Consider the following 14,336-nt stretch of genomic DNA (forward strand, 5'->3'; position numbering starts at 1 on the left):
CCCGAGCGTGGGAGAGAGTTCACACAAGCAAAAAGAGGGTCGCCAGCAAGTGGCGCCCCTCTTTTGTCCGTTTTGTCCGAAAGGCTATCGATCCAGCAGGGCGCGAACTGCCGCGACCTTGGCACCATCGGTGATATTGACCCGGCCATCATCCGAGGTACCCATATTGACGCCATGGGGCACCATGCCGCCGCGCCAGCCCATGCCGGACATATGCACTTCGCTCACCCCGGTAAACTCGATGATGGTGCGCACGTTATCGGCATTGACCCCCGCCCCCGGCATCAAGCTGGCTCGCCCTGCCAGCGCCTGTTGCATCGCCTGCAGATTTTCCAGTCCGGCCAGCGCGGTCGGTGCATGACCGGAGCTGAGAATGCGCTCGCAGCCGGCAGCGACAATGATCTCCAGATCGAGCCGCCAGTCAGAAGAGAGATCGATGGCACGGTGGAAGGTGACTCCCAAGGGGCCAGCAGCATCCACCAGTTGCTTGAGCTTGGCAGCGGGGACCCGCCCCTCTTCGTCCAGCAGACCGACCACCACCCCTTGCAGACCGGCAGAGCGGGCCGCCGCGATATCTTGCAGCATCATCCCGAACTCACCGTCGTTGAAACAAAAATCTCCGGCGCGCGGCCGGATCATGGCATAGACAGGAACGGTGGCGTGACGAGCGGCCAACTGCATGAAACCATACGAGGGGGTCAGCCCCCCAAGCCCCAGCGCAGAGCAGAGCTCGATACGATCGGCGCCAGCCTCCTGAGCGGTGAAGAGGGATTCCAGATTGTCGATGCAGATTTCAAGAGAGGTCATGAGGACTCCTTTTATCGGGGAGATCAGACCTGCATCTGATCTCATAGATTGAGCAAGGCTGCGCCCCGCACTCCACCGGCACCGCCAAAGCGGGCTTCGCGGATTTCGGGCACTGCCACCCCGGGCAGCAGATGTCCGGGCAGGCGCAGCGGCAACTGTTCGTAAAGGGCTGGCAGGCCGCTCAGGCCGCCCCCCAGCACCACCACCTCGGGATCCATCACCGAAATGGCGGTAGCAAGTCCGGCCGCCAGGATCTCCAGCCAGCAGTCGATGGTGGCAACGGCATGGGGCTCATGAGCCTCGAAGCGCGCCACAATCTGATGGCCGGTGGCCCGGTGGCCGTGAAAATGGTAGTAGAGGCGCTCAAGGCCTGTACCGGATCCATAGGTTTCAAAACAGACCAGACGGCCACAGCCGCAGCGGGGACGAGGCAAGTCGGGATACTTCATCAGAATGGTGGCCGGCAGCGGATAGTGACCGATTTCGCCAGCCAGCCAGTTACGCCCCTGGATCAGGGTGCCTGCCAGATAGATGGCACCACCGATGCCAGTGCCAATGGTCATACCAAGCGCACTGTCGGCCCCCTCGGCCGCTCCCTTGTGCACTTCCGACCAGAGGAAGCAGTTGGCATCGTTATCGACCTTGACCGGCCGCGCCAGCAGCTCGGCCAGATCAGCCCCCAGATGGCGACCATTGATGGAGGGGAGGTTCGCCGCCACTATGCTCTGGTCGTGACGGTTTAGAATGCCGGGAAAACCGATGCCGACCGCCCCTTTGACGCCAAAGCGGGTATCGGCCTGCTCGACCCGGGAGCGAACCAGCTGCAACAGCCCCTGATAGTCATCACCGGGCGTACTCATGCGCTCTTCATGGCAGAGGTTCAGGGCGCCGTCGTAGACAGCGAACGCAATCTTGGTACCACCGATATCAAAGCCGTAATACATGCCGCACTCCCTGTCAGCGAGTTCTCATCCCATCTGTTTCGGGTGACATTGTATTAATTCGCTAAAAAAATAAAGTGACCGGGGGCGAAAAACGGGAGAGAGATCAGAGCAAACGGGACATTTCCCGCTGCAGACAGGGGTGGCCAAGGCTCATCAGGGTGCGCTCCTGACCATCAAACATGAAACCGCGGCGCAGGTAGAAGCCCTCGCCGATGTGATTGCCATCGAGCAGCCACAATTTGACGCAACTGCAACCGGCGCGGCGCATCTGCATCGCCACCGCCTGCCACAACCGCTTGCCATAGCCCTGCCGCCAGTGATCGGGGTGAAGATAGAAGGCGCGGATCCAGGCGATGGTCTCATCACCCTCCTGCACCGGTTGCCAGTAGAGCAACCCGATAACGACTTCGTCGAGACAGAGCAGCATGGGCCTTGGCCCAGCGTCAGCCAGCCGCTGCTGCCAGATCTGCAGATGGGAGGTCACCGCCAGCTGCTCCAGCAGATCCGGGCCCAGCACCTGACCATAGGCAGCGAGCCAGCTGGCTCGCTGCATCACCGTCATGGCGGCAGCATCCTCGGGCCGCGCCATGCGCAGGCTTATGCCTTGCATTGGGGCACCAGACCCGACGCGCGAGCCTGTTGATAGAGCGGCTCGACCTCAGCCTGCTGCGCCTGCAACTCGGCAATCCGGCTCTCGTTGCTCGGGTGGGTGGAGAGCAGCTGGGGCGGATTGTTGCCACCGGAGGCTGCACTCATGTTTTGCCACAGCGGAATAGCTTCAGCCGGGTTGAAACCGGCACGCGCCATCAGCTCCAGACCCAGCCGATCCGCTTCGCTCTCCTGGGTGCGGCCATAGGGGAGCATCACCCCCACCTGCATGCCAAGGCCAAGCGCCGCCATGGTGGCGCCACGGTACTCGCTGCTGCCGAGGGCAACATCGGCGGCCGCCATACCGATCCCGGCTAGCTGGCTGCGGGAGAGGCGCTCGTTGGAGTGCTGGGCCAGCACGTGGGTCAGCTCGTGACCGATAACGGTCGCCAGCTGATCCTGATTCTTGGCCACCTTGAGCAGGCCGCTGTAGACCCCGATCTTGCCGCCGGGCAGCGCAAAGGCGTTGACCTGCTTGGAGTCAAACACCACAACTTCCCAGTTGGTGATGCCGTAGCTGGCGGGCACCTGGGCTGCGACCGCCTTGGCGACGCAGGAGACATAGGCGTTCATTTTGGCATCCGTGCTCACCTTCTCCTGCTGCTTCATCTGGGCAAACGAGTCGGCACCCAGCTGGTTCATCTGCTGGGGAGAGTAGAGCAGCATCTGGCTGCGGCCGGTCGGCGACTGGGCACAAGCGACCAGCAGGGAACTGCAGAGGGCTACCAGGCCAAACTTGGAGAGAGACGCAATCATGAAGGGGTCCTTTGCCATAACGTTGCCCTATTCTCGGAAATGCCGCCCTGCTCTGCAAGGGAGCTGGCGCCATGCCGATGCAAAAAGATCCCGCGCCAACTATTAACAACATTGACAGTCACCAAAAACAAAACGAGCCCCGCAGGGCTCGTTTTTACACTCTCTGGATATCGAACTGTCAGTTGATGCCCAGCTTCTTCAGGTCAGCTAACGCGACCTTGGCCGGAACCGGTACGTAGCCATCTTTGGCAACGATATTCTGACCCGCCTTGGAGAGGATCATCTTGAGGAACTGTTGCTCCATCGGGGAGAGCGGCTTGTTCGGGTGCTTGTTCACGTAAACGTAGAGGAAGCGGGAGAGCGGATACTTGCCGGTGATGGCGTTGTCAGCGTTCGCTTCGATAAAGGTCTTGCCATCCTTGGAGAGCGGAACAGCACGCACGCCGGAGGTGACGTAGCCGATGCCGGAGTAACCGATGCCGTTCAGGGAGGCGGAGACGGACTGCACCACGGAGGCAGAACCCGGCTGCTCGTTCACACCGCTCTTGAAGTCGCCGTTACACAGGGCGTGCTCCTTGAAGTAACCGTAAGTACCGGATACGGAGTTGCGACCGAACAGTTGCAGATCCTTGCCAGACCAGTTACCGGTCAGCCCCAGATCAGACCACTTGGTGGCCGCCTTGGCTTCACCGCACTTGAGGGTGCTGGAGAAGATGGCGTCGATCTGCGGCATGGTCAGCCCCTTGATGGGGTTGTCCTTGTTGACGAACACGGCCAGGGCATCGACTGCGACGCGGATGGCAGTCGGCTTGTAGCCGTAGCGCTTCTCGAATGCCTCCTCTTCACCGGCCTTCATGGCGCGGCTCATCGGGCCAAACTGGGCAACACCCTCGGTCAGGGCAGTCGGCGCGGTAGAGGAGCCGGCAGCCTGGATCTGCACGTTGACGTTGGGATACATGCGCTTAAATTCTTCAGCCCACAGGGTCATCATGTTGGCCAGGGTATCCGAGCCGACAGAGGACAGGTTGCCCGAGATGCCGCTGGTCGGGGTGTATTCCGGCAGGTTTTTATCGACACCATAGGCCAGGGTGCTGGCAGAAAAGAGGGTTGCTGCGGTGAATCCGATTACACCAGCCAGTTTGTTGAGTTTCATCCAATCTCTCCAAAGTTACAGAAGGTCCGTTCTTAAAACGGCGCCAGTATCTGACCTGGCAGTGACAAATTTATGGATTTAATGTGACACTTTAATGACATGGCGGCGCTTTTGTCTAAATGGCAAAGGGCTGCCAACGCAGCCCTTCCCCTATATCTAACACCTTGTCATAAAAGACTATTTTATCACCACCATCCGGCCGGGGATGAGAAAGCTGAAGCGGCTGCCAAAGCCGACCCGGCTCTCGATATCGAGCTGGCAGTCGTGGTGACTCAAGGCATGCTTGACGATGGCAAGGCCGAGGCCGGATCCACCGGTGTGGCGCGAGCGCGCCTTGTCCACCCGATAAAAACGCTCGGTGAGCCGTGCCAGATGCTCGGGCGGGATCCCCTCCCCTTCATCACTCACTGCAAACAGCGCCATTGCCCCCTGCTTGCGCCACTCAACAGTCACCTTGCGCCCCGGCGGCGTGTAGTGAATGGCGTTGTAGACCAGGTTGGAGACGGCACTGCGCAGCTGCTCCTGATCCCCGCGTACCAGAAGATTGGGCTGCACCACGAACTCGATCTGATGGGCCCGCTCGCCCGAGAGCGCCCTCGCCTCCTGCTCCAGCAGCCCCAGCATGGCGGGCATGTCCACCAGATGGGAGAGATCAACGCTCGGAGCCGCCTCGATGCGTGACAGGGTGAGCAGCTGATTGACCAGATTGTCCATCCGGATGGTCTGCTCCATCATCACCCGATGTGCCTTGGCCCACATGGCGGGCGGCGGCGGCTCCTCGGTCATCTCCAGATAGCCCTTGAGCACGGTGAGTGGCGTGCGCAGCTCATGAGAAACGTTGGAGACAAAGTGTTTGCGGGTCTTCTCCAGACTGCGCAAGCGGGTGACATCGCGCACCACCAGCATCGCCTGATCGGAGGCGTAGGGCATGATGCGAAACTCGAGAAACTTCTCCTCGTTGACCGGGGAGTGCATCTCCAATGGCTCATCAAAGGCCTGTTTCGCCAGATAGGCGGTGAAGGCCGGATTGCGGATCAGGTTGCCGATATGCTGACCGGCATCTTCCGGCCAGCGAAAACCGAGCAGCTGCTCGGCCAGCCGGTTGCACCAGAGGATGCTGCCATCATCGCGCAATACTACGGCCGCGTCAGGCAATGCCTCGGCCCCTTCCCGAAAGCGGCGGATCAGACCCGCCAGCTCGCGGCGCCGGGCGCGGTGGCGCTGCTGCAACTTGTAAATGCCGTTGAAGATGTGCTCCCAACTGCCTTTGCCGTTGGGAGGAACCAGGCTGCGATCGTGCCACAGCCAGTCCGACAGCCGCTTCTGGAAGCGGTAGTGCCAGCCAAGATGGAGCAACGCAGCAACCAGCAGAGTGAGCGAGAGGTGATCAATCAGCCAGCCAACCAATGCGAAGGGCGCGTAAAAAAATGCCATTCGCCACAACTGTCGCCGCCAGGCGTAGGGTTGCAACATAACAGCCTCTAGAGACGGGTTGAGAAGCGGTATCCGGCTCCACGCACCGTCTGGATCAATCTATCGTGCCCTGTCTCTTCGATCGCCTTGCGCAGGCGTCGAATATGGACATCCACTGTTCTGTCCTCGACGTACACATTGGTACCCCAGACATTGTTGAGCAGCTGCTCGCGGCTGTAGACCCGCTCCGGGTGGGTCATGAAGAAGTGGAGCAGCTTGAATTCGGTTGGCCCCATGTCGAGGGCCCTCTCTTCGGCGCTGACCCGGTGGGAGACAGGATCGAGTTTCAGCCCCTGCACCTCGATTACCTCGTCCACCGAGGTGGGAGAGACGCGGCGCATCACCGCATGGAGGCGAGCTGTCAGCTCCTTGGGAGAGAACGGCTTGGTGATGTAGTCATCGGCCCCCGCTTCGAGGCCGCGGACCTTGTCCTCCTCCTCGCCGCGGGCGGTCAGCATCACCACCGGGATCTGGCGGGTCACTTCATCCTGCTTGAGCTGCTTGATGAACTGGATGCCGCTGCCACCGGGCATCATCCAGTCGAGCACGATGAGTTCCGGGTAGGGTTCGCGCACCTTCGCCAGTCCATCGGCAAAATCTTCCGCTTCAATCGTCTCATATCCCTTCTGTTCCAGCACGAAACAGAGCATTTCGCGGATCGGTGCTTCGTCCTCGACCACCAGAATTCGCTTAGCCATTCCCTTCTCTCTCCTCTGTGAAGATGGGTGCGCCAATTATTAGAATTTTCTGTGACACTTTTATGACTTTGTGACAGACGGGATGATAAACGTTTTCAAATGCCACTGGCAGATATCCGTTGCAGCAGATCCCAGCGGTTGCCACTGATATCTTCAAATACCACTACGGTGCCGTAAGGCTCTTCACGGGGCTGTTCACAAAAATGGACACCATACTGCTGCATCCGCCGGTAATCCCGCCAGAAGTCATCGGTCTCGAGAAACAGAAATACCCGCCCGCCGCCCTGCTTGCCGATGGCGGCACGCTGCTCTTCACTGGCGGCGCGGGCCAGCAGCAGCGCGGAACCCGTGCTACCCGCCGGAGCGACCCGCACCCAGCGCTTGCCCGGTTTGCCCGGCTCGTCGAGCCGGGTATCTTCCAGCAGCGCAAACCCCAGCCCCTCGGTGAAAAAGGCGATGGCCTCGTCGTAATCGGCCACCAGCAGGGTCAAGGCCCCGATGGTTTGTCCTGTCATAGGGTTTTTCCCGTTTTATTAGAGATTGTTGAATAGCGGTCTACACGGCGTGCAGCCCGCTCTCACTGCGCTTCCACCCGATTGCGGCCACGCTTCTTGGCTTGATAGAGCGCCTCATCGGCCCGCTTGAGCACCCGCTCCGGGCTATCTCCCGCCCGTTCGGCCACCCCGAACGAGGCGGTCACCTGCAGGGAGGCGGGCCAGTGGGGATACTCTTCCAGCCTGGAACGCAGCCGCTCGGCCAATGCACAGGCTCGCAGCAGGTCGTAATGAAGGCAGAGCAGCACGAACTCCTCGCCCCCCCAGCGCACCAGATGGCAGAGCGCATCGCTGTTTAGCTGGATTTCGCTGACCAGATGTTTGAGCACTTCGTCCCCCACCGGATGACCGTGGGTGTCGTTGATCTGCTTGAAGTGATCCACGTCGACATAGATGAAGGCAAACGGCAGATCGCCGATATCGGCCAACAGCCGCTCCCCGCCCAGACGGTTGAGGGCACCGGTGAGCGGATCGTAACAGGCCAGCTCGCGGGAGCGGCGGCTCTCTTCACTCAGGCTACGGTTGAGCGCCTCCACCTCCTCTTTGGCACGATTGGCGTGGCGCAGCCGCTGCTTCATATGCAGGTGGTTGACCATAAAGGTGGCGCAACCATAGAGAAACCAGACCAGCAGGATCAGGCGGTAGAAGAGAGTCGCATCCAGCCAGTCGCCATGAAACTGCAGCTCTTCGATCACCACGCCGTGCTCGCCCGGTGACATGTCGGACCCCGCCGCAATCTCGATGGCGTAGACCCGGCTCAAATCTGGCCCCTGCAACTGCAAGGGCACCTTGTAGCGCTTGATCCACCATGTGGCCGGGGTAAACACGTCGAGCGGCACCTCGTGGCTTCTGCCGTAGTCGGCGGGACGGAAGATGATCTCGTTGAACTTGGGCGACATGGGATCGCCGGGGATATTGAATGCCCGGTTGTAGTTGCGCAGATAGAAGCGCCAATCCTGCTGGCCATCGCCGGTCACGCTCAGACGCACATGGAGCGTCTTGAAACGCCCGAGGTTGAGCCCCTGCTCGGGAGCAGAAAGCGTCAGGATCAAACCGCAGCCGGGATAGGTACTGTGCTCTGCGGAACGGATACAGCTTACGCCGGGCTCCCCTTCCAGCGAGGGGGCATAGCGGGCCGATGCTTCGCTCGCACCGGGAGCCCGCGTCACCTCGACGGTGTGGGGCCAGTTTTTGATATCCAGTACCCGCTCGGGGCCGAATTCGAACAGCAGAATGGAACAACCTGTCAATGCCAGCAGATACCAGAAAACGGACTCGGCAAAACGGGAACCGGAAGCGAGCATGCTTACCCCATGGCATCAGGATGGATACACAAACCTCAGGATCAAGCCGGGCAACATAGCCCGCACCTCATCGTGGAATCTCGAAACAAGCCACTATGATACCCTCGATAACGACAATAAACATGTAGCTTATCAAGATGTTCGCGACTCTTTGTCCGGCACTCCCGCCAGCGAACTGCCTCGCGATTGCTGCCGATAGCGCTGAGGCGAGCAGCCCAGTTCCCGGTTGAACATGGCAATGAACGCGGAGGTGGCGCCATAGCCGAGCCGCCAGCTGATCTCCTGAATGGGCAACTCCCCCTTGAGCCAGGCCAGCGCCTTGATAAGCCGCAGCCGCGCTCGCCACTGGCCGAAGTTCATCCCGAGCTCGCGCAGACAACGGCGCGCCAGGGTGCGCTCTGTGGTGTGCAGCTGCTGCGCCCACTGGGCCAGGGTGCGGGGATCGGCCGGATCGTTGTGCAGCACCGCCAGCATGGGGGCCAGCAGTTTGTCCTGACTCATCGGCAGGTAGCTCTCCTGACAGCGGGTACGGCTCAGCTTGGCCACCAGCAGCTCGGCCTGACGCTGATCCCACTCATCCACCATATGACCCACCTTGCGCTCGCAAAAATCGGCGAGCAGGGCGCGGATGAGCGGCGTCATCAGCAGCAGGCGTGGCTCGGCCGGCAAGCGGGCGGCCAGCTCGTGACTGACATAGATGGAGGTGTAGTCGAGGGCCTGCTCGTTGTAGGCCGCGTGCTCCAGATCCGCCGGCACCCAGATCAGGTAGTCGGCGGGCACCTGCAAACGCTGGTTGGCCAGTCCCATCTCCATCACCCCCAGACTGATCATGCTGAGCTGCCCCCAGGGGTGGGAGTGCATCGCCATGACGTTCTCCGCCTGCAGCTGCTGGTAGCGAAAGTAGAGGGGATTGGGCGCTGGCAGCTCGCTGTCTGCCGGATGGTAGTGCCGGTTTGTCATGGTCTCTTCACTCTCCTCTCGATGTCCGCCTCTATACCTGCCTGATGTTCAATCTCGGCCCGTATCAGGCCAGCGCCATACCCTAACCGGTGGCGGTAGCCTTGCAACAGATAACGGGGAGTTGTCTTTTCTGCGGGATAGTTTGTCAGTTTTGCGCTACTTGACAATATACAGACAAGGTTAAACTTGTCGCATCTACTCCAAGGAGCCTTTGATGCGACTCTTCTCCCCCCTCCTGTTTCCGCTGATGGCGGTGCTGATCTGGGCCACCAATACCGTGGTCTCCAAAGCGGCGGCCAGCGTGCTCGACCCCGCGGCCATCTCCTTCTATCGCTGGGTGATTGCCGCCCTGGCGCTGACCCCCTTCTGCCTGCCCACCCTCTGGCGGCGACGCAGCGAGGTTCGCCCCTGGCTCGGCAAGCTGCTGGTGCTGGCGGCGCTCGGTATGGTGCTCTACCAGTGTCTGGCCTACTACGCCGCCCACAGCACCTCCGCCACCAACATGGGGGTGATCGGCTCCCTCATTCCGCTGCTCACCCTGCTGCAAGGGGCGCTCTTCTTCGGCCAGCGTCCAGGCAAACAGGCGCTGCTCGGCATGAGTCTCTCCCTGTTCGGGGTGCTCTGGCTGCTTGGCAAGGGCGAGCCGCTGGCCCTGCTGCACAACGGCATCAACCCGGGGGATGGCATGATGCTGCTCGGCTCCGCCAGCTATGCCCTCTACGGTCTGCTGATCCGCCGCTGGCAACCCCCCTTCGGCCCCTGGCTCAACCTCTACATGCAGATCCTGCTGGCCGTACTGCTGCTGGTGCCGCTCGCTCTCAGCGCCGACTCGATGACGGTGCCGGCCGAAGGGTGGGGACTGGTGCTCTTCGCCGGGCTCGCATCTTCCCTGCTGGCAGCCTACTGCTGGATGCGCGGCCTCGCCTGCATGGGCGCCGAACGCACATCGGTCTTTATGAACCTGATGCCACTCTGTACGGCGCTTATCGCTGTCGTCGGTCTGGGCGAGCCGATCCACGGCTACCACCTGCTGGGCGGCGGCCTCATTTTGGGGGGCGTGATGATCTCCCAGCTGAAAAAGCGTGTCCCACTGCCGGAGCGCAATGCGGCCTGACGGGCAACATGCCAAAAACAACAAGGGAGCCGCTGGCTCCCTTGTTCATTTCTATCGTGTTTGAGCGACGGTGAACCGACTTCACCCCGCCCGGCGCCAGCGGTAGCGCCGCTCCGGCCGCCCTCGCTGACCGTAGTTGAGATCCACATCCACCCGATCTTCCGACTCCAGATACTCCAGATAACGGCGCGCCGTGGTGCGACTCAGCGACAACCGCTGCGCCACCGTATCGGTCGAGAAGACGCTCTCGGGCTCGGCGGCAAGCAGGTCAAGCACCTGACGCAGGGTAATGCTGTCGATCCCCTTGGGAGTGGTACGCACCTCCTTGGGTTGGGCACGGCCCTTGCCGAGCAGGCGATCGAGATCCTCCTGCTCCAGCCGTCCCGGCTCGGAGAGCTTCTGATGAAGTTGCAGGATTTCGTCGAGACTCTGCTGGATGCGAAACAGCCGCAGCGGCTTGATGATGTAGTCATGCACCCCGAGATTGAGCGCCTGCTGGATGGTCTCCACATCGCGCGAGGCGGTCACCATGATCACATAAGCCTCGCGGTTGTGGCTGCGCAGTCGGCTCACCCACTCAAGGCCGGAACCGTCAGGCAGGGAGATATCCACCAGCAGCAGCTGCGGCACCACGCCGGCCATCATGGCATCGGCCTGGGCCAGCGTACCGGCCCGCCCCAGCAGGGAGAAACCGGAGGTGGAGGCCACCAGCTCGGACAAGATGGCACCAATCCGATCGTCATCTTCAATAACAAGGGTGAGTATTGGATCCATGGCTCACATTAATTTGTTTTTATTCAGGTAGATGCCAAACAAGGTGGTCTGCTCGACAGTTCGGCGCCATTCTATCACACCCTCGTAGCGCCCCACGGTTTCCTTGACCAGAAAGAGTCCTACGCCATGATCGCCGCTCTGGCGGCTCACCCCGTAATCGAACAGGTGATCGGCCAGATCCTCGTCCACCCCCTCGCCGCTATCCTCCACCTCGATCACCAAGCGGCGCCCCACATCGCAGAGCGAAAGCAGTACCCGCGGCGGACACTGCTGACGATTGCGCCAGGCCGCCTGCAGACCATTATCCAGCAGGTTGCCGATGAGGGTGATGAGATCGGCCGAGACGGCGGCCGGATACTCGCCAAGCGCCGAATCGGGATCGAGCTCAAGTGTGACCCCCAGTTCGCGGGCCCGGCTGAACTTGCCGAGGATAAGGCCGGCCACCGGCTTGTTGTCGATAAGTTCCAGCAGCTCCTGCAGCAGAGTCTGGCACGCCTCGTTCTCCTGCTGGATAAGCTCCACCGCCTGATCCACATGGCCCAGTTGCAGCAGGCCGGAGAGACTGCTCAGCTTGTTGGCAAACTCGTGGCTCTGCATCCGCAGCATCTCGGCGTACTGGCGCAGGTGGGTGACCTGCACCCCCAGACTGGTCGCCACTTCGGGACGACTGAAGATCAGGAGACGCCCGGGCTCCTTGCCATGCACCACCTGCCAGCGACCGACGAACGATTCGCCCTGAATGGTGAAGGCAACCTCGCCCTCCTGCTCGAGTACGGGCGCGAGCGGTGGCACAAGCTCGGCCAGCGCCTGCCCCTGCAGGGCGTGGCGACCGGTGGCAGGCAGCCGCAGCTGATAGATGGCGGTGCTGTTGATCATGGCGATGTGGCCGCGGCCATCCAGCGCGATCACCCCTTCGGCGATCTGCTCGAGCACCAGATCCTGCAGGGTGAAGCGGCGGACGATCGCCTCCGGCTCCAGATCGAGCAGAGTCTTGCGCAGCAGATATTGCACCCAGAGCGCCAGCAGCAGGCCGCAACCAAAGACGGCCCCGATGGCGCTGATGAGCAGGGCAATTCGCTCCATGTAGATGCCCTCCACCTGCTGCATCAGGTAGCCGACCACCACGGCCCCCATGGCGCGCCCGTCAGCCCCCACCACCGGAGAGAAGCAGCGGATCGCCGGCCCCATGGTCCCCATGTCGCGCGAGCAGTAGCTGCGCCGCTCGTGGATCGCGGGCCAGAGATCCTCACCGCGAAACTGTCCCCCCACCAGAGCGGAGTTGGGGTGGCTGAGGCGACGGCCATGCTCGTCGGTCACCACCATATAGGCGGCATCGGTACGGCGGCACACCTCCTCCATGTAATCGCGCAGCGCAGGCTCGCTCCCCTGATGCAGCGCCGCCACCACCCGGCTGTCAGCCGCCATGATGCGGGCCAGATCGCCCCCCTTCTCCTCCAGATTGCTCTCCAGCAGGTGGCGGATAAAGAGCGCAAGCAGGCTGCCCAGAATGATGATGAGCAACAGGGAGAGCCCAAGGGAGAGGGTAACCAGCTGGTGGCGAAGTTTCATGCACGGACCTTGCAACGTCAGGAAGCCACCCAATAGTGCGGATGCCACCAGGTCTGGTCAATCAAAGGTGCCGGATCACCGTCAAAATCGGCCACACCCTCCTCACGGGCGCAGAGCGCTACCGCTCTGGCGACGGCGCGAGCCACCTCCCCCACCTGTTCGATGGGAGGCAGCAGCCGACCCGCCAACAGCGGATAGGCACCGACTGCCCGTACCGCGGCCAGCAACATGCCATCGCTGATACGGCGGGCCTTGACGGCGCAGGCCCCGAGACCAATCCCCGGGAAGACATAGACGTTGTTGCACTGGGAGACCACCCGCCGCTCGCCCGCCACCGTCACCGGCGCAAAAGGGCTGCCGGTGGCCAGCAGGGCGCGGCCATCTGTGGCGGCCCACACCTGCTCGGGCGTCGCCTCGGCGCTGCGGGTCGGGTTGGAGAGCGGCAGGATCACCGGCTGATCGCACACCTCCCCCATCGCCTGCAACACCTCGCGGGTAAAGAGGCCACCCTGACCACTCACGCCAATCAAGACCGCCGGTCGCACCTGGCGGATGGTCTCCAGCAGCGAGCTGTTGGCCTCCTCCACGGCGCGGGCAAAGGGCTGTTGGGCGCGGGTCAGATTGGGACGATCGGCGCAGACTACCCCATCCTGATCAAACAGCCAGACGCCGTCGTGACTCCCCGCCAGCTGGGCCAGCATGGCAGCAATGCCGCAACCGGCAGAGCCCGCCCCGACGATCAGCACCGGGGCATCGCACAGGGCCGTGCCCGCCTGTTGCAACCCGGCCAACACGCAGGCCGAAGCCACTGCCGCCGTACCCTGAATGTCGTCGTTGAACATGCAGAGCTCGTCGCGATAGCGGGCCAGCAGGTTGGCGGCGTGCTTGCCGGCAAAGTCTTCAAACTGCAGCACCACCTGTGGCCAGCGCTTGCGAATGGCGGCCACCACCTTGTCCATGAAGTGGTAGTAGCTCTCGCCGTCAATGCGCGGGGATTGCCAGCCGAGGTAGGAGTCATCCTCCAGCAGCTCGGGGTTGTTGGTGCCCACATCGACGCAGAGCGGCAAGGTACGTGCCGGATTGATGCCACCCGCGGCAGAGTAGAGCGCCAGCTTGCCGATACAGATCCCCATGCCGCCGATACCGAGATCGCCGAGCCCCAGCACCCGCTCACCGTCGGAGATGACTATCACATCCACCTCCTGCTCCACCGACTCGAGGATGTCGTCAAGATCGTCCCTGTCATGCCAGGAGAGGTAGAGCCCGTGGCTGCGCAGATAGAGATCGCTGTGGCGCTGGCACGCCTCCCCCACCACCGGGGTGTAGATGATTGGCAGCAGCTCCGGCAGGTGGTGGCGCACCAGATCGTAGAAGAGCACAGGGTTGTCCTCCTGCAGCTGGCGCAGCAGCAGATGCTGGTCAAACGGACTCTGCATGGCGCTGACCAATCGGTAGATCCGGCGCCGCTGCTGGGAGAGAGACTCCTCCTTGTGCGGCATGCGGCCGCGTACCCCCTGACGCTTGCGTTCGGCATAGGGCAGGCTGGTGCCCATCATGATGTCGTTCATCTTGTTTGTTCCTC

The 14,336-nt window shown here is 61.9% G+C and carries 14 protein-coding genes; 1 reads left to right on the forward strand and 13 read right to left on the reverse strand.

Features of this window, described 5'->3' with window-relative positions; genetic code table 11:
• Positions 1-84: 84 nt before the first annotated feature.
• From AAHA39_RS05365 to AAHA39_RS05410, 10 genes are all read right to left on the reverse strand, one after another.
• A complete protein-coding gene (locus AAHA39_RS05365; protein ID WP_320656615.1) occupies positions 85-807 on the reverse strand; it encodes a copper homeostasis protein CutC in 723 nt (240 codons plus the stop codon).
• 41 nt (positions 808-848) lie between these two features.
• Positions 849-1,751, reverse strand: coding sequence for an ROK family protein (locus AAHA39_RS05370; protein WP_320656614.1), 903 nt, complete (start codon positions 1,749-1,751; stop codon positions 849-851).
• Positions 1,752-1,854: 103 nt separating this feature from the next.
• Entirely contained in the window at positions 1,855-2,361 is a 507-nt protein-coding gene (locus AAHA39_RS05375) for a GNAT family N-acetyltransferase (protein WP_320656613.1), read from the reverse strand.
• Positions 2,349-3,155 (reverse strand): M48 family metallopeptidase, encoded by an 807-nt coding sequence (locus tag AAHA39_RS05380; protein WP_042032971.1) that lies wholly within the window; start codon positions 3,153-3,155, stop codon positions 2,349-2,351. The genes AAHA39_RS05375 and AAHA39_RS05380 overlap by 13 nt, the downstream gene beginning before the upstream one ends.
• Positions 3,156-3,333: 178 nt before the next feature.
• On the reverse strand, positions 3,334-4,308 hold the full coding sequence (locus tag AAHA39_RS05385) for a PstS family phosphate ABC transporter substrate-binding protein (protein ID WP_033115754.1): 975 nt from the start codon (positions 4,306-4,308) through the stop codon (positions 3,334-3,336).
• A gap of 177 nt (positions 4,309-4,485) precedes the next feature.
• Positions 4,486-5,781: a phosphate regulon sensor histidine kinase PhoR gene (gene phoR, locus AAHA39_RS05390; protein ID WP_041208174.1), complete on the reverse strand. Its 1,296-nt coding sequence runs from the start codon at positions 5,779-5,781 to the stop codon at positions 4,486-4,488.
• An 8-nt stretch (positions 5,782-5,789) separates the two neighbouring features.
• The gene (gene phoB / locus AAHA39_RS05395) at positions 5,790-6,479 is read right to left on the reverse strand and encodes a phosphate regulon transcriptional regulator PhoB (RefSeq protein WP_033115756.1); all 690 of its coding nucleotides are present in this window, start codon (positions 6,477-6,479) and stop codon (positions 5,790-5,792) included.
• 95 nt (positions 6,480-6,574) lie between these two features.
• Positions 6,575-6,994 carry a VOC family protein gene (locus tag AAHA39_RS05400; RefSeq protein WP_320656612.1) on the reverse strand — a complete coding sequence of 140 codons (420 nt, stop codon included), beginning with the start codon at positions 6,992-6,994 and terminating at the stop codon, positions 6,575-6,577.
• A gap of 62 nt (positions 6,995-7,056) precedes the next feature.
• Positions 7,057-8,337, reverse strand: coding sequence for a GGDEF domain-containing protein (locus AAHA39_RS05405; RefSeq protein WP_320656611.1), 1,281 nt, complete (start codon positions 8,335-8,337; stop codon positions 7,057-7,059).
• Between the two features lie 132 nt (positions 8,338-8,469).
• Positions 8,470-9,297: an AraC family transcriptional regulator gene (locus AAHA39_RS05410; protein ID WP_320656610.1), complete on the reverse strand. Its 828-nt coding sequence runs from the start codon at positions 9,295-9,297 to the stop codon at positions 8,470-8,472.
• A gap of 214 nt (positions 9,298-9,511) precedes the next feature.
• On the opposite strand from AAHA39_RS05410, the gene AAHA39_RS05415 reads away from it, so the two are divergent.
• Positions 9,512-10,411, forward strand: a complete 900-nt coding sequence (locus tag AAHA39_RS05415) for a DMT family transporter (protein ID WP_320656609.1) — start codon at positions 9,512-9,514, stop codon at positions 10,409-10,411.
• Between the two features lie 81 nt (positions 10,412-10,492).
• Here AAHA39_RS05415 and AAHA39_RS05420 read toward each other — a convergent pair whose 3' ends face one another.
• Genes AAHA39_RS05420 through AAHA39_RS05430 form a run of 3 tightly spaced genes read right to left on the reverse strand, consistent with a single transcriptional unit; the run spans position 10,493 to position 14,322 of the window.
• Complete coding sequence (locus AAHA39_RS05420) at positions 10,493-11,185, reverse strand: response regulator (protein ID WP_041208165.1); 693 nt, start codon at positions 11,183-11,185, stop codon at positions 10,493-10,495.
• Positions 11,186-11,188: 3 nt separating this feature from the next.
• Positions 11,189-12,754, reverse strand: a complete 1,566-nt coding sequence (locus AAHA39_RS05425) for an ATP-binding protein (RefSeq protein ID WP_071912140.1) — start codon at positions 12,752-12,754, stop codon at positions 11,189-11,191.
• 17 nt (positions 12,755-12,771) lie between these two features.
• Positions 12,772-14,322, reverse strand: a complete 1,551-nt coding sequence (locus tag AAHA39_RS05430) for an NAD-dependent malic enzyme (RefSeq protein ID WP_320656608.1) — start codon at positions 14,320-14,322, stop codon at positions 12,772-12,774.
• Between the last annotated feature and the right edge of the window lie 14 nt (positions 14,323-14,336).

Source organism: Aeromonas sp. SE22, from assembly GCF_038739755.1.
Taxonomy (GTDB): Bacteria; Pseudomonadota; Gammaproteobacteria; order Enterobacterales; family Aeromonadaceae; genus Aeromonas; species Aeromonas jandaei.

What these genes read in the sequence shown, in the direction of transcription:
- AAHA39_RS05370 (WP_320656614.1), bottom strand. Translation starts at nt 1,751, where the DNA reads ATGTATTACGGCTTTGATATCGGTGGTACCAAGATTGCGTTCGCTGTC.
- AAHA39_RS05420 (WP_041208165.1), bottom strand. Translation starts at nt 11,185, where the DNA reads ATGGATCCAATACTCACCCTTGTTATTGAAGATGACGATCGGATTGGT.
- phoR (WP_041208174.1), bottom strand. Translation starts at nt 5,781, where the DNA reads ATGTTGCAACCCTACGCCTGGCGGCGACAGTTGTGGCGAATGGCATTT.
- AAHA39_RS05405 (WP_320656611.1), bottom strand. Translation starts at nt 8,337, where the DNA reads ATGCTCGCTTCCGGTTCCCGTTTTGCCGAGTCCGTTTTCTGGTATCTG.
- AAHA39_RS05365 (WP_320656615.1), bottom strand. Translation starts at nt 807, where the DNA reads ATGACCTCTCTTGAAATCTGCATCGACAATCTGGAATCCCTCTTCACC.
- AAHA39_RS05380 (WP_042032971.1), bottom strand. Translation starts at nt 3,155, where the DNA reads ATGATTGCGTCTCTCTCCAAGTTTGGCCTGGTAGCCCTCTGCAGTTCC.
- AAHA39_RS05375 (WP_320656613.1), bottom strand. Translation starts at nt 2,361, where the DNA reads ATGCAAGGCATAAGCCTGCGCATGGCGCGGCCCGAGGATGCTGCCGCC.
- AAHA39_RS05410 (WP_320656610.1), bottom strand. Translation starts at nt 9,297, where the DNA reads ATGACAAACCGGCACTACCATCCGGCAGACAGCGAGCTGCCAGCGCCC.
- AAHA39_RS05430 (WP_320656608.1), bottom strand. Translation starts at nt 14,322, where the DNA reads ATGAACGACATCATGATGGGCACCAGCCTGCCCTATGCCGAACGCAAG.
- AAHA39_RS05425 (WP_071912140.1), bottom strand. Translation starts at nt 12,754, where the DNA reads ATGAAACTTCGCCACCAGCTGGTTACCCTCTCCCTTGGGCTCTCCCTG.
- phoB (WP_033115756.1), bottom strand. Translation starts at nt 6,479, where the DNA reads ATGGCTAAGCGAATTCTGGTGGTCGAGGACGAAGCACCGATCCGCGAA.
- AAHA39_RS05415 (WP_320656609.1), top strand. Translation starts at nt 9,512, where the DNA reads ATGCGACTCTTCTCCCCCCTCCTGTTTCCGCTGATGGCGGTGCTGATC.
- AAHA39_RS05385 (WP_033115754.1), bottom strand. Translation starts at nt 4,308, where the DNA reads ATGAAACTCAACAAACTGGCTGGTGTAATCGGATTCACCGCAGCAACC.
- AAHA39_RS05400 (WP_320656612.1), bottom strand. Translation starts at nt 6,994, where the DNA reads ATGACAGGACAAACCATCGGGGCCTTGACCCTGCTGGTGGCCGATTAC.